This window comes from Lachnospira eligens, assembly GCF_009680455.1.
GTDB lineage: Bacteria > Bacillota > Clostridia > Lachnospirales > Lachnospiraceae > Lachnospira > Lachnospira eligens_A.
In genome coordinates, this window is record NZ_WKRD01000003.1 from 39,759 (window position 1) to 64,422 (window position 24,664).

27 protein-coding genes are annotated in these 24,664 nt (G+C 35.8%); 23 read left to right on the plus strand and 4 right to left on the minus strand.

Annotation, left to right across the window (positions count from 1 at the left end):
* Window positions 1-24: 24 nt before the first annotated feature.
* Genes GKE48_RS04215 through GKE48_RS04260 form a run of 10 tightly spaced genes read left to right on the plus strand, consistent with a single transcriptional unit; the run spans window position 25 to window position 7,982 of the window.
* Entirely contained in the window at window positions 25-1,059 is a 1,035-nt protein-coding gene (locus GKE48_RS04215; protein ID WP_154300507.1) for a hypothetical protein, read from the plus strand.
* Window positions 1,060-1,076: 17 nt separating this feature from the next.
* Complete coding sequence (locus GKE48_RS04220) at window positions 1,077-1,982, plus strand: hypothetical protein (RefSeq protein WP_154300508.1); 906 nt, start codon at window positions 1,077-1,079, stop codon at window positions 1,980-1,982.
* Window positions 1,983-2,035: 53 nt separating this feature from the next.
* Entirely contained in the window at window positions 2,036-2,242 is a 207-nt protein-coding gene (locus GKE48_RS04225) for a hypothetical protein (protein WP_154300509.1), read from the plus strand.
* Window positions 2,243-2,276: 34 nt separating this feature from the next.
* On the plus strand, window positions 2,277-3,128 hold the full coding sequence (locus GKE48_RS04230; RefSeq protein ID WP_154300510.1) for a KOW motif-containing protein: 852 nt from the start codon (window positions 2,277-2,279) through the stop codon (window positions 3,126-3,128).
* 24 nt (window positions 3,129-3,152) lie between these two features.
* Window positions 3,153-3,305, plus strand: coding sequence for a hypothetical protein (locus tag GKE48_RS04235; protein WP_022098859.1), 153 nt, complete (start codon window positions 3,153-3,155; stop codon window positions 3,303-3,305).
* A 9-nt stretch (window positions 3,306-3,314) separates the two neighbouring features.
* On the plus strand, window positions 3,315-4,340 hold the full coding sequence (locus GKE48_RS04240; protein WP_055214536.1) for a WYL domain-containing protein: 1,026 nt from the start codon (window positions 3,315-3,317) through the stop codon (window positions 4,338-4,340).
* A gap of 17 nt (window positions 4,341-4,357) precedes the next feature.
* On the plus strand, window positions 4,358-4,948 hold the full coding sequence (locus GKE48_RS04245; RefSeq protein WP_154300511.1) for a metallophosphoesterase: 591 nt from the start codon (window positions 4,358-4,360) through the stop codon (window positions 4,946-4,948).
* A gap of 32 nt (window positions 4,949-4,980) precedes the next feature.
* A complete protein-coding gene (locus GKE48_RS04250) occupies window positions 4,981-5,724 on the plus strand; it encodes a metallophosphoesterase (RefSeq protein WP_154300512.1) in 744 nt (247 codons plus the stop codon).
* Window positions 5,725-5,739: 15 nt separating this feature from the next.
* On the plus strand, window positions 5,740-6,816 hold the full coding sequence (locus GKE48_RS04255; protein ID WP_154300513.1) for a Gfo/Idh/MocA family protein: 1,077 nt from the start codon (window positions 5,740-5,742) through the stop codon (window positions 6,814-6,816).
* A gap of 23 nt (window positions 6,817-6,839) precedes the next feature.
* A complete protein-coding gene (locus GKE48_RS04260; RefSeq protein WP_118350597.1) occupies window positions 6,840-7,982 on the plus strand; it encodes a Gfo/Idh/MocA family protein in 1,143 nt (380 codons plus the stop codon).
* A 7-nt stretch (window positions 7,983-7,989) separates the two neighbouring features.
* On the opposite strand, the gene GKE48_RS04265 is transcribed toward GKE48_RS04260, so the two are convergent.
* On the minus strand, window positions 7,990-8,286 hold the full coding sequence (locus tag GKE48_RS04265; RefSeq protein WP_055214530.1) for a hypothetical protein: 297 nt from the start codon (window positions 8,284-8,286) through the stop codon (window positions 7,990-7,992).
* Between the two features lie 143 nt (window positions 8,287-8,429).
* Here GKE48_RS04265 and GKE48_RS04270 point away from each other — a divergent pair, with 143 nt between their 5' ends.
* The 3 genes from GKE48_RS04270 to GKE48_RS04280 all read left to right on the plus strand — a co-directional run bounded on the left by GKE48_RS04270 (window position 8,430) and on the right by GKE48_RS04280 (window position 9,819).
* Window positions 8,430-8,723, plus strand: a complete 294-nt coding sequence (locus GKE48_RS04270; protein WP_041688996.1) for a type II toxin-antitoxin system RelB/DinJ family antitoxin — start codon at window positions 8,430-8,432, stop codon at window positions 8,721-8,723.
* Window positions 8,713-9,027, plus strand: a complete 315-nt coding sequence (locus GKE48_RS04275; protein ID WP_118148970.1) for a type II toxin-antitoxin system RelE/ParE family toxin — start codon at window positions 8,713-8,715, stop codon at window positions 9,025-9,027. The genes GKE48_RS04270 and GKE48_RS04275 overlap by 11 nt, the downstream gene beginning before the upstream one ends.
* A gap of 222 nt (window positions 9,028-9,249) precedes the next feature.
* Complete coding sequence (locus GKE48_RS04280; RefSeq protein ID WP_118148971.1) at window positions 9,250-9,819, plus strand: ECF transporter S component; 570 nt, start codon at window positions 9,250-9,252, stop codon at window positions 9,817-9,819.
* A gap of 839 nt (window positions 9,820-10,658) precedes the next feature.
* Here GKE48_RS04280 and GKE48_RS14740 read toward each other — a convergent pair.
* Together GKE48_RS14740 and GKE48_RS04295 are read right to left on the minus strand one after the other, a co-directional pair.
* Window positions 10,659-11,777 (minus strand): GGDEF domain-containing protein, encoded by a 1,119-nt coding sequence (locus GKE48_RS14740; protein WP_055287978.1) that lies wholly within the window; start codon window positions 11,775-11,777, stop codon window positions 10,659-10,661.
* A gap of 59 nt (window positions 11,778-11,836) precedes the next feature.
* Window positions 11,837-13,237 carry an MATE family efflux transporter gene (locus tag GKE48_RS04295; protein WP_154300514.1) on the minus strand — a complete coding sequence of 467 codons (1,401 nt, stop codon included), beginning with the start codon at window positions 13,235-13,237 and terminating at the stop codon, window positions 11,837-11,839.
* Window positions 13,238-13,409: 172 nt separating this feature from the next.
* Between GKE48_RS04295 and GKE48_RS04300 the strand changes: the two genes are divergently transcribed.
* From GKE48_RS04300 to GKE48_RS04345, 10 genes are all read left to right on the plus strand, one after another.
* On the plus strand, window positions 13,410-14,693 hold the full coding sequence (locus tag GKE48_RS04300; protein ID WP_022098872.1) for an O-acetylhomoserine aminocarboxypropyltransferase/cysteine synthase family protein: 1,284 nt from the start codon (window positions 13,410-13,412) through the stop codon (window positions 14,691-14,693).
* Between the two features lie 204 nt (window positions 14,694-14,897).
* Window positions 14,898-15,434, plus strand: coding sequence for a helix-turn-helix domain-containing protein (locus tag GKE48_RS04305; protein ID WP_154300515.1), 537 nt, complete (start codon window positions 14,898-14,900; stop codon window positions 15,432-15,434).
* A 17-nt stretch (window positions 15,435-15,451) separates the two neighbouring features.
* Window positions 15,452-16,261 carry a HipA domain-containing protein gene (locus tag GKE48_RS04310; RefSeq protein ID WP_173016885.1) on the plus strand — a complete coding sequence of 270 codons (810 nt, stop codon included), beginning with the start codon at window positions 15,452-15,454 and terminating at the stop codon, window positions 16,259-16,261.
* Between the two features lie 12 nt (window positions 16,262-16,273).
* Window positions 16,274-16,576: a Dabb family protein gene (locus GKE48_RS04315; RefSeq protein ID WP_022098875.1), complete on the plus strand. Its 303-nt coding sequence runs from the start codon at window positions 16,274-16,276 to the stop codon at window positions 16,574-16,576.
* 10 nt (window positions 16,577-16,586) lie between these two features.
* Window positions 16,587-17,006 carry a hypothetical protein gene (locus tag GKE48_RS04320; protein WP_154300517.1) on the plus strand — a complete coding sequence of 140 codons (420 nt, stop codon included), beginning with the start codon at window positions 16,587-16,589 and terminating at the stop codon, window positions 17,004-17,006.
* Between the two features lie 285 nt (window positions 17,007-17,291).
* A complete protein-coding gene (locus GKE48_RS04325) occupies window positions 17,292-18,476 on the plus strand; it encodes a pyridoxal phosphate-dependent aminotransferase (protein WP_330583087.1) in 1,185 nt (394 codons plus the stop codon).
* Window positions 18,477-18,479: 3 nt separating this feature from the next.
* A complete protein-coding gene (locus tag GKE48_RS04330; RefSeq protein ID WP_055214521.1) occupies window positions 18,480-19,694 on the plus strand; it encodes a VanZ family protein in 1,215 nt (404 codons plus the stop codon).
* A 136-nt stretch (window positions 19,695-19,830) separates the two neighbouring features.
* Window positions 19,831-20,898 (plus strand): mannonate dehydratase, encoded by a 1,068-nt coding sequence (gene uxuA, locus GKE48_RS04335; protein WP_041688990.1) that lies wholly within the window; start codon window positions 19,831-19,833, stop codon window positions 20,896-20,898.
* Window positions 20,899-20,937: 39 nt separating this feature from the next.
* Window positions 20,938-22,545, plus strand: a complete 1,608-nt coding sequence (locus tag GKE48_RS04340) for a mannitol dehydrogenase family protein (RefSeq protein WP_154300518.1) — start codon at window positions 20,938-20,940, stop codon at window positions 22,543-22,545.
* A gap of 45 nt (window positions 22,546-22,590) precedes the next feature.
* Window positions 22,591-23,253 (plus strand): GntR family transcriptional regulator, encoded by a 663-nt coding sequence (locus tag GKE48_RS04345; protein ID WP_012740864.1) that lies wholly within the window; start codon window positions 22,591-22,593, stop codon window positions 23,251-23,253.
* 53 nt (window positions 23,254-23,306) lie between these two features.
* On the opposite strand, the gene GKE48_RS04350 is transcribed toward GKE48_RS04345, so the two are convergent.
* A complete protein-coding gene (locus GKE48_RS04350) occupies window positions 23,307-24,518 on the minus strand; it encodes a helix-turn-helix domain-containing protein (protein WP_022098882.1) in 1,212 nt (403 codons plus the stop codon).
* Window positions 24,519-24,664: the final 146 nt, after the last annotated feature.

Sequence of the window (24,664 nt, forward strand, 5' to 3'; positions counted from 1 at the left end):
ACATTAATTAATGGAGGAATGTAAATGATTGATATAACAATGTCAGATGATTATAGGAAGTTTTTAGAAGAACAAAATTATAACTTTACAGATTTCCAGACAGCAACTCTTGTCTGGAATGACCCCATGAAAAGCAGACAGCAGAAGCTGGAGGCATTGGCTTTATTAAGAGACACTACTAAAGATATTGTACTTAAGAAGCAGATCATCGAAAGAATAGAGTATGAAAATAAATTGTTTGATACATTTAAAGATAATTCTAAGGGCAGGTATGTATATTTTGTAGAAAACAACGAAGGGGACAGCAGAGGTTTTTTCGGTGATTATGAAAGAGCCGTACATTATATCACTAAATATATAGCGGAAAATGAAAAGTATAACAATAAGTATATGGAAGAAAATAAAAAAGAAATAATAAATAGTGAATTGTTATATGAAATACGTAAGCAGATAATTGTGAAATCAGATGATGATGAGAAGAATCTGGTAAGGTGTACGGGAAGACCCGGTTCAAAATTTAATTATGAAAAATATGAGGATTATGATGGTCTGCCAGTGGGAACTTATACATTAAATAACAAAGGGAATATAGTTCATTGGTGGAGTGATGAACTGTCAAAAGAGGAAGCAGACATAGTAAATCCGTTCAGACCGGAAAGATTTGAAGGTGCATTTTTTGAAATCCCATTTTGTTATAAGTCAGCAGGTACTCCAGTGAAGGATATAGTAGATGGAACATATGGAATACTTTCATTTGGAGAAGATGACTGGAATGATTATCTTCAAGAGATTAAAGACAGAAAATGGGAAGTTGATTATTCAGATATTCAGGCTGTGGTTTTATATCCAATAAAGTCGGAGTACTGGGATCATATGCATTGTAATCCATTGCATCTTCAGATGGAACTGCCGCCACATATGGAGAACAAAGAGGAAGATGCAGCTTATAGGAGAGCCATGGAAGCGCTCAGTGATTATTGCTTTTACAAAGGAGAGCACAATACAGAGGAAACAGCTAAACGGTGTATGAGGGAATATGCTAAGGTTTGTAGAAAATAATAGATTAAGGAGAAAATATGAATAAAAGAGATTACGAAAAAACTAATGATTATAAGAAAAGTATAGAGATTTTAAAAGGGTTTGTGAGAGATGTCTTAGATGGAAATATAGAGAAATTAAAAGATTTTGATTTTACTGATTTAACAACATATGTTGGAGATAATATTGATTCAGATATGTATCTTATTACACAAGCTATATATATTATTCTTTGGGGTGATATATATGACTTGACTTTTGAAAAAATGGGTTCGTGGACTTGGAATAATAGATATCCTTTTAGAGGTGATACAATGAACTCCTTCGGATCTTTATTTGGTAAGGAAGATAAGGAAAAAGGTAGAGAGTTTGCTTTTCGAGCTAAATATTACAATGCAGATCAAAATCCCCATTTATGGGCAAAGATAAAGAAATTTTCAAAATCTTACCATTGTATAGGAAATTTCATTGTTATTCCTAACAGGGGAACTTTGGAAAAAGGTATTAATGGAGCAAGAGGTAAATATTACAATGAAGAAAAGTGTGAAGGAATGAGGGATTATTTTGATTGGTTTTTAATAGCGATTGCTAATTACCAAAACAAGGTAAAGAGAGGGGATAATCATTTAAGTAAATTTGAGATGCAACTTCAAATGAATCCAGAATATAATCCAGAATATAATCCAGCATTTTTATCTATAAAAGAATGGGAAGAACGATTTTTTTTAAAACCATATTTTAAAGAGGGTGAACCAATTGTACTGTTTAAAACACCATTAGAAGAGAGATTAAAGGTGACAGCAGCTAATGCTACGAATCCAAAGATTTCTTACTATGGAGCAGAAGAGTACCTTGAACTTCTAGAAGATTTCCTGGATAAATCAGAAGAGGTTATAGAATATAGAACAAATAAAATTATTGAGATTTTGAAGGAAAAATTGTAAAGAAACGCTGTTTGTATAATAGTGGTAGTTACACTGTTGGGGAGGTGCTTTTTATGATGAATTTGTCTGAATTCTTGGGAAATTGGGATGGTAATACATTAGTTTTTATTAAGACACATACAGATAAAGTGTTTTCAGGAAAAATCGCAGATGTGTCAGCGGATGTGGCGGGTAGGTATTGTATTCCGAAGGCTGGTGTAAAACACAATAAAGGAATAATGTATATAACTGTATATGACAAATTCAAGGAAGTTGAGTGAGATGAGTTAAAATAAAAGCGTAAGGAGGTGCCTGATGATAGAAAATTTTATAGACAGATTTGTTCCATCCAGAGATGAAAGAGAGTTTCTTAAAGACAAGAGTGTTACATTTTCGGATGTGGAACAGGCAGAAATAATAATTAATCATGAGTGCTTAAAAAATTCAGAAAAAAAACAGGCAGTGCAAGAGTTGAAAGAAACCATATCAGATAAAGAATTGATAGCGGATTTAAATAAGGCAATTGATGAAATACCGGATTCGGAGAATTGCTGGCACGAATCGGGTATGAAATGCTTTTATAGAAAATTTGATATTCCACATAATTTCAGACATGGGGATATAGTAAGAGTTGTTGATGGGAAACATGAAGGGAATATCGGAGTAATACTTGGGCTTACAGATGAAGAGTATGAGAAATTTAAAGTCAAAAAGGGTGATTACAGTGATATACAGATATGTGTTGATGTGATATTCAGAGGATATGATTATCTTGGAGAATTTTCACACTCGCATGTTAATCCAATATATATTGAGAGAATCCAGCTTCCAGAAAGTGATGCAAGGAAACATTACATCGACTATCTTGTGGAAACATACGATAAACAGTATTTATCAGATTATAATACAGCTACACACAAAGAAAAAATAAAACAACGAATCCACATTTTGTCTGCCGTTATGTGGGCGCAGGAACATCATAACCAGATTATGTATCTGGTGGATAGTGCAAAGGATAAAGCCTGTTTTCAGGAGATGCTAATGGAACAATATAATTTTGACAGAGAACAGGCATGTGCTATTTCGGATATGAGAATGAGTGTGTATACAGCAATAGAAAAAGATAGAACAAAAAAGGAAATACAGGAATTATTAATGAAAATGTAATTATAAGAAAATGGAGGGCGTCAGATGGAATTAAAACAATCAGATACGATAAACAGATATGATAAAGAAATGAAATCACAAGAGGAGTTAAAACATTTTCAGGAATCAGCGGCACTTTTTTATAAAGACGCACAGGAATTATACAAAGAAGATGTCAAAAGAAGAAAGAATAATTAAAGGTGAAGTATGAGTATTGAGTATAATGTGCTTAATATATTAAAGGAACACAGTTCCAAAGAGGCAGCAATAACGCTGAAGGTTACTGATATCGTTACTTATATGCATAGGGAATATGATAAAAGTATTACAGATAAGCAGGTCAGGAAGGCGTTAAAGGATTTGACGGACTCAGAGCTTAATCTGCCTGATGAACAGAAGATAATCAGATACAGGACATATGACAATGAGCGCCGCAAGACAGATTATTATTATAATAACATTATAACCGATGTAGAGTTTAAATTTCTTATAGATTCTGTGTTGTACAGTAACATTTTTAATAATGAAAGAGCAATGGACTTAGCCGGGCGTATTCAGACTTTATCAGGGAAGAATCTGAAGGATATAACACCTTATGCAAATGCTTCTTTCGGACAGACCAGATATGCACAGAATACAGATGTTTTGGCAAACTGCCAGCTTATAATTGACGCCATTAAAAATGACAATTACATAGAATTTGACTGGAATGTGTATGATGTTAAGAATAAAAATGTTTATCTGCATTTTCAGGGAAGAAGAACGGTGATTCCTATAAGACTTATGCTCAATAATGGAAGATATTTCTGTCTGGTAAGATACAGGGACAGCAGGAAAGTGTATACATACAGTGTTGACCTTATGACCAGATTAAGAGTAAAGGAACAGAGAAAAAGTGATGGAATAGGCTTTGATAACCTTGATATACCATTGGAGAGAGCAGTATATATTCTGAATCACCCTTATATGATGGGCGGTGAATTAAGACCTTATATTGTCAGGATAGACAGGGAGTATTTTTCAAGACTTATAGATGATTTTTCGTATGAGATAAATGTTTTGAAAGAAACGGATACAACAGTTGATATCCGTGTAAATGCGTCATGCAAGGGAATGGCATACTGGCTGTGTCATCATTATGATATAGCTTCAATTGTTGATAATAAGGATAAAGAACTGAATAAAGAATTAAAGAAGGCAGCAGAGTCTATATTAAGACAGGTACAGGATTGAAAAAAGGAGAAACACGAATGAATTACTATATTAGTGATATGCATTTCTTCCATAAAAATGTGACAAAGGAAGGCAATAATTTTGATAAGCGACCATTTAATTCATTAGCTGAAATGCACCAGTATATGAAAGAAAAATGGAACAGTAAGATTACAAATGGTGATACAGTTTATATTCTTGGAGATATTGCCATGCGGGGTACAAACGAGGAGCTGATAGCCTTAGTTGCACAGTTAAAGGGCAGGAAAGTTCTTATTAAAGGAAATCATGATGATGTTTCTGATATGAGGTATAAGAATGTTTTTGAAGAGATATATGATTATAAGGAAATTACTGACTATGCAGACCAAGATGCATACAAGCTTGTGTTAAGCCATTATCCTATACTTATGTGGAATGGACAGCACAGGGGGACAATACATTTGTATGGACATACTCATAATACTTATGAAAATGAATTCTATCAGGAATGTTTACGCAAGCTGAATATGGAAATGCTTATGCGGTCAGAGAAGTGTTATGATATAGCAAGGGCTTACAATGTAGGCTGTATGATGCCTTATATGAATTATGAGCCACGCACATTGAAGGAAATACTTAATAAATAACATACTTAATAAATAGCATACGGAGGGAATATATGGCGACATATGTGATATCGGATATTCATGGTGAATACGGGAAGTTTATGGAACTGCTGGATATAATACATTTTTCAGATGAAGATATATTGTATGTGCTGGGAGATGTTGTTGACAGAGGAAAGAACCCGGTAAAGACGCTTCTTAAGATGATGGAGATGCCAAATGTTATACCTATAGCAGGCAACCATGAACAGATGATGCTGGAATGTATGTCGGTTCTTATTAATGAAGTAAAAGATGAGAATTCCATCAAAGAATTTGCAGAAAAGTTTAGTGACGATATGTTCCAGAAGCTTTATGCATGGCAGAGAAATGGTGGGATTGCAACCACTGATGAGCTGAGTAAGCTGGATAATGAGACAAGAAAAGATGTGCTTGACTATGTGTCGGATTTTTCATGGTACGAGAAGGTAGCGGTTAATGGACAGAAGTATCTTCTTGTGCATGGAGGGCTTGGCAATTTCGATATTAAGAGGGATATTGATGATTATTTACTTGATGAGCTTGTATGGTCAAGGGTGGATTATGATGTCAGATATTTTGATGATGTAATAACTGTCACAGGGCATACACCAACAAGATATATTGAGGACAATCCCAGACCAGGCTATGTGTACAGAAAGAATAATCACATTGATATTGACTGTGGCGCATATCTGCCGGGTGGAAGGCTTGCGGCAATATGTCTGGACACAGGTGAAGAATTTTATTCCAGTGATAATGATAAAGAGTTAATATAACAAACGGAGGCACACATGGCAAAATATCATTTTATTATAATCGGTTCAGGCTGGCGGGCCTTATATTATGTACGCGTAGCAAAGGCTCTGCCTGAAATATTCTGTATTGATGCGATGTATTGTAGGACGCAGGAGAAAGCGGACTTAATTGCCGGTCAGTATCAGATACATACAACTACATCTATAGAAGAATGCGTGGCATATAAACCGGATTTTGCAGTTGTGGCTGTTAAGAAGGACGCCATATGCGATGTTTCAATGGAATGGCTTGACCGTGGAATAACAGTTTTATCAGAGACTCCGGCGGCACTTGATACGGATTCGCTTAATAAACTGTATTCTTATTACAAATGTGGTAAAAAACAGGTGGTTGCTGAACAGTACAGGGAGTATCCTAATATTAAAGCATCATTAAAGCTTATTAATGAAGGAATTATTGGTGATGTCAGCTGTGTAAATATGTCACTGGCGCATGAATATCATGGAATAAGTCTTATAAGAGCATTTCTTGGAGTTAATCCGGGAGAGAAGTATACAGTTTCAGCTAAGACATATGAGTTTCCTACAACACAGACTCTTACAAGATATGATAAGTTCACTGATGGCAGGATTGCAGGAAAGAAAAGATGCGTCGCCACATTTGAATTCGAAAGCGGGAAAGTGGCATGGTATGATTTTGATTCGGAGCAGTACAGGTCACCAATCAGAAAGAATACGCTTAAAGTTCAGGGTGTAAGAGGCGAACTTATTGATGACTGTGTATATTATCTTGATGAGAATAATGAAGGTCAGACTGGCAGAATTATAACGGATTCCCATGTGATTAATACAGGAAATTCTAATCCTAATTTTGAGAAGATTCGTGAAATTAAGAAAATTTCATTTAATAATAAGATTATATATGAGCCGGAATTTGGATTGTGTGGTCTGTCAGAAGATGAAACAGCAATCGCAGTGATGATGAAGAATACGGCAGAGTATAGCAGAGGAAATGCGTCTGCACCATATAGTATGGAGGATGCCCTTGCAGATGCGTATGCCGCCATCTTACTGAAGAAGGCTGTGGAAACAGGAGAAGTGGTGCATAGTTAATATAATGAAACGGGGTACATGGTATGCAGAAAGAATTGTTAAAGGTGGCACTTATAGGTGTAGGAAGTGTTGGAAAGAAATATGCCAGAATGATAACAGCGGGAGAAGTTCCGCATATGAAATTATCAGCTGTGGTTATAAGAAGAGATGAACTTATTGAGTGGGGCGAATCACTTGTCAATACAGATGGTGATAATGCAAGGATATTCAGGAGTGCAGAAGAATTATTTGAGACAGGAGAATCATGTTATGATGCGGTTATTATAGCAACACCTCATAAAACTCATAAAGAACTGGCTTTGAAAGCATTTGCAAAGGGAAAAGCAGTGTTATGTGATAAGCCGGCAGCGGCAGATATAGGTGAAGCACTTGCAATGCAGAAGGCTGCCAGTGAAAGTGGCAGAATATATGGAATGATATTTCATCAGAGGCTTTACCCTAAATACATCAGGATTAAGCAGATGATAGATAATGGTGAATTAGGAGATATAAAGAGAGTATGTCTTATTAATTCACGATATTTAAGAACCTCATACTATCATAAATCTGGCTCATGGAGAAGCAGCTTTGCAGGTGAAGGCGGTGGAGCACTTATCAATCAGGGACAGCATATTCTTGATATGTATCAGTACCTGTTTGGAATGCCACAGAAGCTTTTTGCAGCGATTCCATTTGGAAAATACAACGACTTTATAGTAGATGATGAGGCTACTATCGTTATGGAATATGACAATGGAAAGACCGGTACATTTATACTATCAACAGGCGAAGCCTGCCATGAAGAGCGACTTGAGATTATAGGAACGAAGGCAAGAATTCTTCTGGAAGACGACACGCTCACCATTACAAAACACAGAGATGTATGTGAGTATATCAAGAACGAAGAAGTCAACTCAAGGCAGAATATGACATTTGCAGAGGAAACTATACAGTTCGAGAAGGCATCTGAGCCATATGCACAGTTATTTGAAAACTTTGCAAATGCGGTGCTTAAAGATGATGAGTCTTATCTGACCGTTAAGGGCAGTGAGGGAATTAATTCACTCATGTTGTGTGCCAGTGCTTATTATTCAGCATGCAAAGGCATAAAAGTAGAACTTCCGCTTGAAGCCTCAGATTATAAAGAACTTATGGATGAATTGATTAAGAAAGAAGAGGGAGAATAGATTCAGTCTATTCTTCCTCTTCTTCGTCGTTAAAGCCGTGGAGCAGAAAATCGTTCCACCTGGCATTAGTTTCTTCAAGCTCTTTTTTCTGCATGATACGGTTTCTGTCGCTTAGAATGGAAATCATTTCATCAGCTATCTCCTCAACAGGAGGGTGGTCATAATGATAGAGATAACCAATCATGCGGCTGGCAGTGAAATCAGTATTGAGATTCTTAGTGACAATATCACAGAAATTTTCCTCATAACCTCTTTGCAGCATTAATTCATATAATTGTCTGCTTAAATCTGATTTGGGTTTCATAAAATGTGACTCCTTGTTTGTGGTGCGTAATATGTCTGTTTATTATAGCATAAATATTTGAAAAATATAATGTATTATGATATATTACATTTGTAATGATATAGCATTAAGATAGTATACTATATGAATATGGAGGTGTTTTTATGTCAAGTACGATTCAAGTAAGAGTGGATGACGATTTGAAGATTAAATCAGATAATTTATTTAGAGAATTAGGAACAGATACTACAACGGCTATAAGAATGTTTTTAACACAGGCAGTTGCTAATAATGGATTTCCATTTGAGATAAAGAAAGTGGCAGCTAATCCTTACATTGCTATTTCGGAAAAGGAAGTTCTTGACAGATTAGCAAAGTCAAGAGATCAGTCAAAGAATGGAGAATATTCAGAAGCAGGTGATTTTGTTGCAGATATGAGGACAAAGTATGGCATATAAAGTGGTTGTTACTAATGATGCTAAAGAAAATATGCAAGAGTATATTGAATACATCTTATATGAAAAAAAGAATCGGCAGGCAGCAGGAAGTCTGCTTGATGATTTTGAATATACTAAAGATATATTAGCAGAGGTCGCAGGAAGTTTAAAATTATGTGATAACGAAAAATTGAGAAGTTTAGGATATAGAAGGATATCCTTTAAATTCCATAGATATTTTATGTTGTATAGAGTGGAAGATACAACTGTTTATATAGATGGGATTTTTCATGAGTTACAGGATTTTGAGAATAAGATTAACTGAGGGATAATAAATATGGCAAGATATAATTTTAGTAAAACAATTGTACATAGTGGGTTGAATAAAACAAAAACAATATATGGAACCAGATGTTATTATGTAAAGAAGGTTAATAATAACTTAATCTGACCATATAAATTTAACTCAAAATGACAATGTACACATGTCACTTTATCTGTTATTCTTATGTGCAATTAAAGTATGTTGATATAGGAGGCAGATAAAATGGAAGCACAACAGACACAGTTAGTACAGCAGGGGATTAAGAAAGAAGGATTTCATATTACTGTAACACAGATGTGTATAACAGCAGTATTTATGGCACTTACATGTGTTGCAACAATGGTGGTACAGATTCCTATTCCTTTGGGATATGCACATTTGGGAGACAGCGTAATACTTATATGTGCATTTTTCTTCGGACCAGTTGTTGGCGCACTCGCAGGAGGAATTGGTTCTGCGATGGCAGATATATTAACTGGATTTGCAGTATGGGCAGTTCCAACACTTATAATAAAGACAATCATGCCAATAATAGCATGTGCAATATTTGGCAATATGAAAAGTAAGTTTGACAGATGTAAGGTTATTTCAGTAAAAGGAATTGTTGGTGCAGTTGTTACATTACTTTTCATGACATTAGGATATGTTGTATTTGGTGCAATAATAGCAGGCAGCTTTGCAGCAGGATTAGCTTCGGCACCAGGACTTCTTCTTAAATCAGTAGTTAATATGGTTGTATATCTTTTTGTGGCAACAGGAATGTCTAAGATTCTTGGCAGAAATAATAATTGATTACAAGTAGAGGAGAATAGATATATAGTCTACAGGGTGGTGCTTTCGGGCATCACCCTTTTTCGGTTTGATGCGGATATTTAGAAGGGCATATAAAAATAGACAATAGGGCATTGTATGGATGACAATGGTTTAGCGGACTTAGTGTTTCGAGTTTTCTTTCGAGTTGATTTTTGAAAAAACTCGAAAGAAACTCGAAGAACAATTTAAGACATGGAGGATTATGGAGATAAATTTATTTCTTGTCTATAACCATGATATGATTATAGAGGTATAAAATCAGCAGAATCAGCAGAAAATCAGCAGATTCAAAAAACATGAATAGATCAGATTTATCAGCAATACACAAACAGATTTTAACAAATATGGATATAGGTGTTGAATATAGTACGGAACAGATTGCAGAGAAGATATATTAAGCCTGTTGATTGAAAACACATGATACCTATCAGTAGTCGCAAATTTAAATTCCTTATAGGTCTAAAATAATAATGACTAATATATTAGCCACAAAATACACCTATAAAGTAACTATAATCAGGAATCTTATAGGAAATTCAACTCCAAAATCACATTTTAGACGGTGAAAGAGGGAAAATCAGCCTATAAGATGAGATATATTTATTTTCTTATAGGAAAAACGCTTTCAAGAAGTCAATATTTCAAGAGAAAATACAAAAAGCCGCTGGCAATTCAAGCCAACGGCTTTCATCAAGTTAACATATAAGGTGAGGTTTGCAATAATTAGAAATGAACAGCAATCCACAATCAAAAAATCAGAAAAAACCGCCAGCAGTTAAGCTGGCGGCATAAATCAACGCATATACAGTATTTCACAATCACCGATGGTGGTAGAGCTGTTTGTCAGCGTACATTGCTGAGTCAGCATTTTTTACTATTTCAATAATATCACTTCCGTTGCCGGATGCAACACCGACAGCACTTGATATTTCTATTGAAATATCATAACTGCATTTCACAAGTTCATCTTTAACAGCAGATATTATTCGGTCAGCTTCACCGTTATGTGGGTTATCAATTATCATGACAAATTCATCACCACCAAATCTGTAAACACGGCGGCATTGTTCATCTGAATTGGCGTATAATATAGAAGCTAGTGCGGAAAGTGCTTTATCACCATATTCATGTCCATAAGTGTCATTAATAATTTTCAGGTTGTTAAGATCCCAGAAAATAACAGTAATATTATCTACATTAGGATAATACATTGATACCATTTCGTTGTATTTATTCTTGTTGAAAAGCCTGGTTAAAGAATCAGTTTCTTTAAGATATGTAAGCTGGGCAATTCTTGCGGCATCATGCAGGCTGGCGGTAACTATATACTGTATCATGAATGTAAATACAAGCAGTATCATACTGCGGGGTATACATGCAAAGATTAGTATTATAAATACCGGATGTGCATTATATGTAAAGCTTCCTCCGTTTGCTATAAGGTCAAGATACCATTTGCGCTGGTGTGTTCCGGCAATAAGCAGATTGGTATCCATTATTCCGTAATAATAATTAAGAATCGAACTTACAAAAAGCATTAATACACTTAATACATATGTGTACCATAGCACAGAACGTTTTCTGTAATGTCCAGCAAATAAAAGCGGAAGAACATACAGAAGAATAGCGTGATATGATAAAAATGTAATTATAGTTCCTGTAATTATACATATCTGAGTCATGGCAATGTACTTGTAGGCAGGCTTAGATAAATCGCCTTTTACCATGATAAGGATTATGGGGATAAATAATACAATAGATGAACCTATAACAGCAGACATTATCTGGTTATCAAGTTCAAAAAATCCAATTATATTAAGAATCCATATCAGTAATTCAACTCCTATAAATAGCAGAATACCGTAAAGAGTGTATTTATTCGAGGTAATTTCCTGATAGGCAAGTTCTTTCTCATATCGAGCATTAAAATTATCCATGTTAAAAATCCTTTTAAAAATAATCCGTTAAATATACGAATACACGCATAACTTATATTTTAACATTTAGTTAAATCGATTTCCAGCTTTTTTAATTCTTTTAATTCTCTTATAGTAAAGTATCCGCATACGATAGCAGCGGCAGCGTCTGCTATAGGTCCGGCATACATAACACCGTCAATTCCCATGAATATAGGAAATATAATGATAAGTGGCAGCAGGAAAATAATCTGCCTTGTAAGCGACATAAATACACCAAGCTGTGATTTGCCAATTGAGTTAAAGAAACTGGAAGTTACAGGCTGGATGCCATTAACAATTGTCAGAAACATATATATTCTGAAATATCTTTCAGAGAATTTAAAGTACAGGTCACTTCCGTTTCCAAATATGCTGATAATCTGTCTTGGGAATATCTGGAAGCATGCAAATGCGATTAAAGACAGGGCAGAAGCTGCACCAAGTGAAAGAAGATAAGTTTTTCTTACACGTGCGTACTTCTTTGCACCATAGTTAAAACCTATAACAGGCTGTGTTCCCTGAGATATTCCGATAACAAATGACATGAAAATCATATTAACTTTAGTTATAATTCCGGCGCAGGCAAGAGGAATGTCTCCACCGTATATTGATTGTGCGCCGTAGTGTGACAGCGTATTGTTCATAACAATCTGTACAACGGTCATTGCAATCTGATTAAAGCAGGCACTTGCTCCAAGAATAAATATTTTCTTACAGTGGGCAGCAGATACAATAAAACTTTCCCTGCTAAGTTTTATTGTCTTAAAATGAAACATATAACGCAGACTGATTGAAAATGAAATTATCTGGCCTGTAATTGTTGCAAGAGCAGCACCAGTCATTCCCATGTTAAAGACAAAGATAAACAATGGGTCAAGAATAGTATTTACTATGGCACCAGCAAGCATAGATATCATGGAATATCGTGGGCTTCCATCTGCGAGAATAAGCTTGCTCATACCAGTGTTTGCAATTAAGAATGGGAAGCCAAACGCAGTGATTCTTGTATATGCCTTTGCATAAGGAAGTACATCTTTAGTTGCACCAAAGAATTTAAGCATAGGTGTTAAGAATATAGTGGTTACAAGGAACAGAAATATTCCAAACAATGCCATAAGCACAATACCATTGCCGGCATATTTTTCAGATTCGTTCTTTTCACCGGCACCAAGATACAGCGAGAAATTAGTCGCACTTCCTATACCGAGAAGAAGCGATATAGCTGTACATGTTGTTGAAAGTGGAAATGCAATATTAGTCGCAGCATTTCCAAGCATGCCGATTCCCTGGCCGATAAATATCTGGTCGACAATATTGTAAAGCGCTGTCACAAGCATTGAAATAATGCATGGAATTGCAAAACCAACAAGCAGAGTGGATTCTTTTTTATATCCAAGCGGATTATCTTTTGTGTTCATAGTTGCTGACTGATTATTCATAATAAAACCTCTTAATTATTATACAATATTATTAAAAACTGATAATAGCATAATTGATATCATAACATATTATGTTAATAAATGTGTAGCCAGATTATTAAAATGTGCTGTTATATGCTTTGAGTTTGTGATATAATTCATGTCATGTAAACATATAAAGCCGGAGGGAAATATGGATAATTATTCAATTAACACAAAATGCGTCCAGGCAGGCTATACTCCTGGAAATGGTGAACCAAGACAGATTCCTATAATCCAGTCTACTACATTTAAGTATGATACAAGTGAGGATATGGGAAAACTTTTTGACCTTGAAGCAAGTGGATATTTCTACACAAGACTTCAGAATCCAACTAATGATTATGTGGCAGCTAAGATTGCAGCCCTTGAAGGTGGAAGTGCAGCAATGCTTACTTCATCAGGACAGGCAGCTAATTTCTTCGCTTTATTTAATATTTGCGAAGCTGGAAGCCATATAGTAGCATCATCTTCTATATATGGAGGAACATTTAACCTTATTGATGTTACTTTGAAGAAGATGGGAATTGAAGCAACATTTGTTGACCCTGACTGCACAGAGGAAGAACTTAATGCAGCGTTCAAGGACAACACAAGAGCAGTATTTGGTGAGACAATTGCCAATCCTGCACTTACAGTATTAGATATTGAAAAGTTTGCAAATGCAGCACATGCACACGGTGTACCACTTATCGTCGATAATACATTCCCAACACCAGTTAATTGCAGACCAATTGAATGGGGAGCAGATATTGTAACACATTCAACAACTAAATATATGGACGGACATGGAGCAGCAGTCGGTGGAGCTATTGTAGACAGCGGAAAGTTTGACTGGATGGCACATGCAGACAAGTTCCCTGGACTCTGCACACCTGATGAATCATATCATGGAATTACATATGCCGAGAAGTTCGGTAAAGAAGGCGCATTTATAACAAAATGTACTTCGCAGCTTATGAGAGATTTAGGTTGTATACAGTCTCCACAGAATGCATTTATATTAAATCTTGGTCTTGAATCACTTCATGTGCGTATGCCAAGACATGTTGAAAACGGACAGGCTGTTGCAGAATTTCTTGAGAAGCAGGATAAGGTTGAATTCGTTAATTATCCGGGACTTCCTTCTAACAAGTACTATGAGACAGCTAAGAAGTACATGCCAGATGGCGGCTGCGGAGTAGTTTCATTCGAGTTAAAGGGTGGAAGAGAGGCTGCAGAGAAGTTTATGAAGAATCTGAAGCTTGCAGCTATCGAAACTCATGTAGCAGATGCGAGAACATGCTGCCTTAACCCTGCAACATCAACACACAGACAGATGAATGATGAGCAGCTTAAAGCCGCTGGAATTCCAGCAGGACTTATCCGTATCTCATGTGGTCTTGAGGATAAGAAGGATCTGATAGCGGATATTGCACAGGCGCTGGAGGCTATATAATTCTAATAGAGAATTAAAGTTACCAATAAATCTGGATAATTAAGAAATTGAAATGTTTTATATGAATAAAGTCGTTAAAATGATGAGATTATTATAAATAAAAACCATCATTTTAACGACTTTTTGTTTACAATAAAATGTGTACATGGTACACTCGGATTATGAAAAGTCATTATTTATCAAGGACTGAAAGGAAGTGACACAATGTTTGCATTAAAAGATTATATTACATCTGAGGATATTAAGAATCTGCGAAAGAATCTTGGACTGACACAGAAAGAATTTGCCAGTCTTGTAGGAACATCAAAACCGACAATAGAACGATGGGAAAAAGAAAATGCTAAGATTACAGGTCCAATTGTTTTACTTTCTAAGATGATTAATGATTATCCTGATTATGTGAACAGACTGATAATACCGGAGAAAGAATTTCCTGTCAGAATGTTTTATATGTATAAGGATGACATCTGTACACTGATAGATGTTGATGACGCAAAGCAGCTTGTGAGAATAAAGAATTATACAGACAAGCTGATGTTTCGTGCATTTGGCGTTAATGAAGATCCTGATTACAATGACTATAAGGAATTTCTTGAGTCAAGATGTTTTCCAAGAACAAGAGATAAGATGAAGCTTGTGCTGGAGGATATCGGACTTCCGTTTTATGACACATTTATGATAATAGAAAAGACGCAGGGGCGTATGGCAGAGGACGATTTCTGGATAAGAATAGAGAAGTAGATGATGGAGGAATGTTTATGGTCGAACTTTTTGAACAGAATATAAGAACCAATACCCGACAGTCATCTAAGGGAAATCAGTTAAAATGGGAAAACGAAAGCATATGGTATAAAGCTGATTATACTGGATACGAGGGGTTAGCGGAATATGTTATATCACATTTATTAAAGTATACTAATCTTAATGAAGACGAGTATGTATTATATGAACCGGAACAGATTAAATATAAAAGACAGATATATAATGGAGTCAGGAGCAGAGCTTTTATAGATGGCGACTGGCAAATAATTACATTGGAGAGATTATTTAAAAATGTATATAATGAAAGTCTTACAAGTGTTTTGTGGCATATGAGTGATGTGAAGGAAAGGCTTGAATTTCTTGTAAATGCTATAAAGAATATAACAGGTCTTAATAATTGGGGTGAGTATATATGCAGACTATTTACAATAGACGCATTTTTCCTAAATGAGGACAGGCATATGCATAATATTGCTGTCTTGATGAATGGAAAAGGTGATTATAAATATTGTCCGGTGTTTGATAATGGTGCAGGGCTTCTGTCAGATACAACAATGGATTATCCAATGGAACAGGATATATATCAGATGATATCAGAAGTTAAGAGCAAGAGCGTAAGTCAGAATTTTGATGAGCAGCTTGATGTGGCCGAAAATTTATACGGACAGAATCTGCAATTCCTATTTACTAAAAAGAATGTAAGCGATATAGTTAATAACGCAGATATGTATCCACAGGAAGAAAGAAAAAGGGTGGAGTTAATCATATACAGTCAGATGAACAAGTACAAATATTTATTTAGATAAGGAGCAATTATTATGGTAAAGCATGTTATTTTATGGAAATTAAAGGACGAGCTTGCAGGAGAAGAAAAAGAGCAGGTTAAGGCAGGTATTAAGGAAGGACTTGAAGGTCTTGCAGGACAGATTCCGGGGCTTATAGAGGTAAAAGTAAGAACAGAGTGTCTTCCAAGTTCTACAGCAGATGTAATGTTAGACACAACATTTGACAGCGTGGAAAGTTTAAAGGGTTATGCCGTACATCCTAAGCATGTGGCAGTTGCAGACAGCAAGGTAAGACCTTACACAGCAGTAAGGTCATGCATGGATTACGAAATATAGGAGAAGGAAAATGTTTAATACTCCAACAGATTGTTACAATTATATAATTGAGAATGACCTTGAAATGCCAGTGCTTGGAGCGATGATGAATCATGTTGGCGGATATTCAATAGCAGAGATTGCTGATGGAAGATTCCATAACAGAGACGGAGCAGTCTCATTTTCATCGCCGGGCTACAAGATAAACATTCCTGTTACTGATGATGAAATAGTTACGGCAGTGCTTAATGGACTGTATGTAAGTGCATTTATATCAAGAAATCAGGATAAGTACCAGATTCATTTTCTTGTATCGGGATATCCTGTCGATATGAAATGCCGCTACGAGGAGCATATTGCAAAAGGTGTGGTAAAATACATGATAATGTCTACTATTGTTGCATGCAGATTAGACAGCGAGAAAAAGCTGAAAGAATATATAGCAGATTAAATAAGAGAGCCAGGATATACGGACTGACAATGGGGTTGAAGTTCGTATATACCGGCTCTCTTTATGAGGGGGAAAAATGTTTTTTAAACATCCGATGGCTGCTGCATTGGGAGATTAGACAGCCATCTTTTTTATGAAAAAGTTTGTCTGTTGTCTTTCGACATTGTTAATATTAAATGGGAAATGTGAAAATGAGTTGGAAAGTTTGTGAGAATTTTGTGAACAGTGCTATAATAAATGGCATTGAAATTATGAAAATACTTAAATAATGGAGGACACATTTACGTGAAAGAGTTAAGTAACAGATCAGCAAATTTTACAGACTCTGTCATCAGAAGAATGACAAGAGTTGCTAATAAATATGGTGCAGTTAATTTATCACAGGGATTTCCTGATTTTGACCCACCAAAGGCTATAACAGACAGGCTTGCAAGAGTTGCAGGCGAAGGACCTCATCAGTATGCATTGACATGGGGAGCTAAGAATTTCAGAGATGCAGTTGCTAAGAAATATGAACATTTTTCTGGTGTTAAGATTGATCCTGAGACAGAGATTGTTGTCACATGCGGAAGTACAGAGGCAATGATGGCTACAATGCTTAGCATTACTAATCCGGGTGACAAGGTTGTAATATTCTCGCCTTTTTATGAGAATTACGGTGCAGATACAATTCTTTCAGGCGCAGAGCCGATATATGTTCCATTAGTTCCACCAGAATTTCATTTTGATAAGGAAAAGTTAGAAGATGCATTCAGACAGGGCGCTAAGGCATTAATTCTGTGTAATCCTTCCAACCCATGCGGTAAGGTGTTTACAATGGAGGAAATGCAGACAATTGCTGAACTTGCTAAGAAATATGACGCATATGTTGTTACAGATGAAGTGTATGAGCATATTGTGTATGCACCGTATAAGCATATTTACATGCAGTCGCTTGAGGGTATGAGAGAAAGAACGATAGTGTGCAATTCGCTGTCTAAGACATACTCAATAACAGGCTGGAGATTAGGTTATGTTATTGCTAACCCACAGATAATCGACAGAGTTAAAAAGGTACATGATTTCCTTACAGTTGGTGCAGCCGCACCATTGATGGAGGCAGCAGTTGTGGGATTAGAGTTTGGTGATGGCTATTATGATGAACTTGCCGCACATTATGCACATATGAAAGAGGTATTTGTAGGTGGTCTTAAGAAGCTGGGATTAAAATACACAGACCCACAGGGGGCATATTATGTGCTTGTTGATGTGAGTGAATTCGGAGTTAAAGATGATGTGAAATTTTGCGAATGGATGGCACAGTTCGTTGGTGTGGCGGCAGTTCCGGGTTCAAGCTTTTTCAGGGAAGATGTGCATAATCTTGTGAGATTTCATTTCGCAAAGCAGGACGATACACTTAATGAAGCAATAAAGAGACTGGCAACACTTAAAGAAAAAGCGATGAATGCCAAGAATGTGGACTGGAGATAATTCATGGAAATATACTTAAAACCGATAATTTCAGCGTGTTATGTGTTCCCGGTTCTTGCCGTGCTTTTCACACTGCCATATATAATATACGAATATCATAAATATGGCTCAATACTTGTAATAAGAACAGGGGTTGTGTACACATTTATATTCTACATGCTTACCTCATATTTTATGACAGTGCTTCCGCTGCCTCCGATTGATTCAGTGACACCGGATTCGGCATGTATGCTGTTGGTGCCATTTGACGCAGTAAGAAGAGTTGTTGCTACTGTGAATATTACTTTATCGAATCCGGCAACATATATTAATCTGTTCAAATGTGGTGACTTCTGGCAGATTGCTTTCAATATTCTGCTGTTAGTGCCATTTGGTGTGTATCTGAGATACTATTTTAAGAGAAAATGGTGGCAGGTGCTTATAATGTCATTCTGCTACAGCCTGTTTTTTGAGCTTACGCAGTTGTCAGGCTTGTATGGAATATATCCTTATCCATACAGATTCTTTGAAGTGGACGATCTGATATGTAACACACTTGGAGGAATGGTGGGCTTCTGGGTTGCGCCGGCGGTTGTTTTCATGCTTCCAAAGCGTGACAGAATGGATGAGGTTGCTTACAACAGAGGACAGATTGTGTCGGAATTCAGAAGAATAATAGCATGGGCGTTGGATATGCTTGTGATAATGGCTCCGGTTGCCGTATTTTTTGCAATAGATAAAGAAAAGTTTATGAATGCTGTGTACGATGTAAGATATCTGGTTGTCATAGCTGTATATATAGTTATTGCATTTACAATAGTTACAGCAGTTACTAAGGGAAGAACTATAGGCAAGGCACTTGTTAATATAAGACTAGTGAGGGCAGATAGTAAGAAAACTGATAACAAGACTGCTGATTACGAAGCTGAGAATATTGAGGCTGATACTCACAGGAGAGTGAATGTTTTCAGGCTTATGGGAAGATATTTTATTCTGTATGTTTTAAGCCTGCCTTCTCCTGTATATGCATATAATCTTTATCATGTGGCACTTAAGGCTGATGGTTGGAGATTCTCTGTCAGTATAGCAGTATGTCTATTGTGCCTTATGGTTACGGCATATTTTGCGATAGATTTCATATTATGTCTGTTCAGCAGCACACGGCAGATGTTCTATGACAGGGTGATGGGAATTACTCATGTCAATATGGTGAAGCAGAAGGAAAAGATATCAAAATAAATTGAAAAACATAACAAAATAAACTCAAAAAATACATTGACATGTTAGAACTGACATGTTAGTATACACATAGCAAATAATTATGCAAATATAGTACAGAATAATAATGTTGTTATGTAAAAGGAGGATTTTTGTTATGGATATGACATTGAGATGGTATGGACCAGGATACGACAGCGTAACACTTAAGCAGATCAGACAGATTCCAGGTGTAAAGAATGTTATTACAACGCTTTTTGGTAAGCAGGCTGGGGAGCGGTGGCTTCCAGAGGAAATAGCGGAGCTTAAAAGGATTGTTGAAGATGCCGGGTTGGGAATCGCTGGTATTGAATCTGTTAATGTGTCAGATGATATTAAGATTGGCACAGCTAAGGCAGATGAGCACATTGACAATTATATAAAGACTCTGCAGGCTCTTGGAGAAGCGGATATTCATGTGGTATGTTACAATTTTATGCCTGTATTTGACTGGACACGATCAGAACTTGCAAGAGAAAGAGCTGATGGTTCAACGGTGCTTGCATATAATCAGGATACAGTTGATATGATTGATCCGGAGCATATGAAGGAATCAGTTGCAAAGATGTCTAATGGATTCGTAATGCCAGGATGGGAACCAGAGCGTCTTGACAGATTAAAAGAACTTTTTGAAATGTATAAAGATGTTGACGCAGAGAAACTGTTTAATAATCTGGTATATTTTCTGGAAGCAATTGGTCCAGTATGTGAGAAGTATGATATAAAGATGGGTATTCATCCGGATGATCCTGCATGGCCTATATTTGGGCTTCCAAGAATTATGACAGGTAAGGATTCTGTTACAAAACTTCTTGATGCTGTAAATAAACCATATAACGGAATAACACTTTGTACGGGTTCATTTGGCTCTAACCAGAATAATGATATTTGTGAGATTATCAAGGCGTGCAGAGGAAGAATACCATTTGCACATGTGAGAAACCTTAAATATAATTCACCTAGGGATTTTGAAGAAGCAGCACATTTATCATCTGATGGTTCTATGGATATGTATAAGATTATGAAAACATTATATGATACAGGTTTTGACGGCATTATAAGACCTGACCATGGAAGAATGATATGGGATGAGGTGGCTATGCCAGGTTATGGTTTATATGACAGGGCTTTAGGTGCAACATACCTTAATGGCTTATGGGAAGCTATTGATAAATCATCAAAGTAATTATTAACATTGGGTTTTTATGACATAATGGAGGATATTATGAAACTTTCAATAAATGGTATTAAGAATACGACAGATTGGGAAAAGGCTGGCATAAAGCTGCCTTCATATGATGTTGAAAAGGTTGCAGAGGATACAAAAAAGTCACCTGTATGGGTACATTTTGGTATTGGCAATATTTTCAGGATATTCATTGGTGGAATTGCAGATTCATTATTAGAACAAGGAGTTTCAGATAAAGGCATTACATGTGTTGAAACATTTGACTTCGATGTAGTAGATAAAATATATAAGCCATTTGATAATCTTGTTATGGCTGTTACATTGAAGGAGGATGGAAATACAGAAAAAAAGGTACTTGGTTCACTTACAGAAGCTATTAAGGCACAATCATATTCGCAGAAGGAATGGGAAAGATTAAAGGAGATATTTGCTGACCCTGGGCTTCAGATGGTGTCATTTACTATTACAGAAAAAGGTTATGCGTTGAAGGATTCTAAAGGAGAGTTTTTCTCTTTTATCAGGGAAGACATTGATAATGGACCAGAAAAAGCAACATCAGCAATGGCAGTAACAGCAGCACTTTTGTATGAACGTTTTAAAGCCTGTAAGGCACCGATTGCAGTTGTATCAATGGATAACTGCTCACATAACGGAGAGAAACTTAGAAATTCGATAACCGAGATGGTAACTGAGTGGAATAAAAAAGGATTTGTTGGTAATGATTTTGTTGATTATGTGAATAATGAAGAGCTTGTATCATTTCCATGGTCTATGATTGATAAAATTACACCAAGACCAGCAGATAGTGTTGCTAAAGCATTAGAGGAAGCAGGTGTTGAGGATATGAGTCCGGTGATAACATCTAAGAAGACATATATTGCTCCATTTGTAAATGCTGAAGGACCACAGTATCTTGTAATAGAAGACAGGTTCCCTAATGGCAGACCTCAGCTTGAAAAAGCAGGTGTGTTTATGACTGACAGACAGACAGTTAATAAGGTTGAGCGTATGAAAGTAACAACCTGCCTTAATCCGTTACACACAGCCTTAGCAGTATATGGCTGCTTATTAGGATATAATCTGATTGCTGATGAAATGAAAGACAAGGAACTTTCAGAGCTTGTGAGACGAATTGGGTTATCTGAGGGAATGCCTGTGGTAATTAATCCGAAGATAATTTCACCACAGAAGTTTGTGGATGAAGTTCTTAATGTAAGAATACCTAATCCTTTTATGCCTGATACACCGCAAAGAATAGCGACAGATACTTCACAGAAGGTAGGAATACGGTATGGTGAAACAATTAAGTCATATGTTGCAAAGGATGGAAGTGCCAAAGAATTAATAGCGATTCCATTGGCAATTGCAGGATGGTGCAGATATCTTCTTGGAATTGATGATAATGGCGAAAGCTTCGAATTGTCTCCAGATCCGATGGCAGATGAATTAAAGAAGCATTTATCAGGTATAAAAATAGGTGACATATCATCTTATACAGGACAGCTTAAGAATTTATTGTCAAATGCTAATATATTTGGTATAAATTTATATGAAGCAGGAATTGGCGATAAAATAGAAGAGATGTTTGTTGAAGAGATAGCAGGAAAGGGTGCTGTAAGAAATACACTTAAAAAATACCTTTAATATATATAACAAGCAGGCTCATAGTATAAGAAAGGCCGCAGGGTTATGGAAAAATCATTAAACGAAGACACATACGAAAAATTAAAATACGATATCATGAATTTCAAGCTTGTACCGGGAGATTCAATAAGTGCACAGAAGATAGCTGTAAGGTATAATGTTTCGAGAACACCGGCAAGAGAGGCAATTGTTAATCTTGAAAAGGAGGGACTTCTCAAAATAATACCTCAGTCAGGCACATATGTTGCAAGTATTAATTGCAGACGTTTTGAACAGGAATGGTTTGTCAGAAAAAGTCTTGAAGTGGGTATGGTAGACCCGGTTTTTGAGCATGTCAGCAATGAGATGCTTGATAAGATGGAAGAATTAAACAGCCGTCTCATTAATTATGATAAATGTAATGAAAAAGTTCCAAGGATTGAAATCGATAATGCTTTTCATGAACTTATATATGAAAGCTCTGGAGAACAGCTCGCTGCTAATATAATTAAAATGCAGATGAGTCATTATAACAGAATACGATTCTTAGCGGAACTTAATAGTTCTATTAGTGTTAAAACTAATGAGGAACATGAAATGCTTATAGATGCAATAAGGAAAAAAGATAAAAGAATGTATCTTCGTGTTATTAAAGGACATATTAACAGAATTTTTAATGAGATTGATAAGTTAAGAATAATTTATCCTGATTATTTTGAAAACAATTAAAAACAACCATCTGGATACCGGAAATCAACAGGTATCCAGATGGTTGTTTTTATTTATTGAATCATTTCTCTATATTGAGAAGGAGTCATGTTTTTGATTTTTTTGAAAAGCTTGGTGAAATAATTAACATCTGTAATTCCACATTGTACAGCAATGTCCTGTATAGGAAGCTTGGTTGTATTGAGCAGATAGATAGCGTGTTCAATACGTTTATTATTAACAAAATTAGTGAGCGTTGAGCCGGTTTCACGTTTAAATAGAGAAGATACATAACTGCTGTTTAAAGCAAACTCAGCAGAAATTGCATTAAGGCTGAGATCGTCAGTAAGGTTAAATGAGATATAATTAATAATATTTTGAACAGGTTTGCTATATTTTCTTAAAGAATAAGATTGAACAAGCAGACAGTATTTACGCGTGATTTCATTTTCCAGGGTTTCAAGCTGGGCAATTGTGGTACAGGATTCTATACGGATAGCAAATTTGCGTGATATTTCATCAAGATGAATAGGATGAACATATGCTGATTGGGCAGCTTTCCTGCAAAGGGTATTAAGAATTATCATGAAATTCTTTCTATCGCGTATTGAATCCGAAAGGCGCGGCTTAATTCCAGATGAATTAAGATGAGCAAGCTTGTCAATTGATGCAAAATCACCATGAGCAACATATTCCATCAGAAGAGATTCATCATTATAGCGTTGTTCAAGAACCTCAATGGATTGCTTTGTTGGCTCGGGAGAATAATCATTGTACATGTATTCAGAAGTATTTTTATTAAGAAAATGTTTTTTCTCAAGTGTGTAACTGCTCCATAATTTACTACATAAACAGTTTATAATTGCTTCTATACATCGTTCATCTGCAAATACCGGGAGTGCGGCATAATAAAGCTGCATAAAATCAGTAAATTTTGGTGGTATTGAATTGTATGAACATAAATCATCAATTCTTTGATTGGTAAACTTTTCAAATGAAAAAGGTCCGGCAAAGAAAGCTTTTTTTGAGTCGGGCAATTTAATATATATATAATCACAGGCAAAACTGTCATGAATCAGAAGAATTGTATTATTTTTGCCAGAACAGTTAATAAAGTTCTGAAATGTTTCTTTATGATTAATTAAAAATGCATCACTGAGGATAGTTTTTCTTAATTCACCATCATATCTGTCATCCCAGAGAAATGGTGTGTCAATTATATAAGATGGTATTTTTATCTTAGATAATAGTTCCATGGTGTAGTCCAGATATACTTTATAGTCCATATAAACCTCCAATCTCTATCAGTTTTTATTACTATATTATAATAACAGAAGAAAACAAAAATTCAAAGCATAAAAATAAACTGACATGTCACACTGACTGATACTAACATGTTATAAAACTGATACTGACATGTTAGTAATGATTT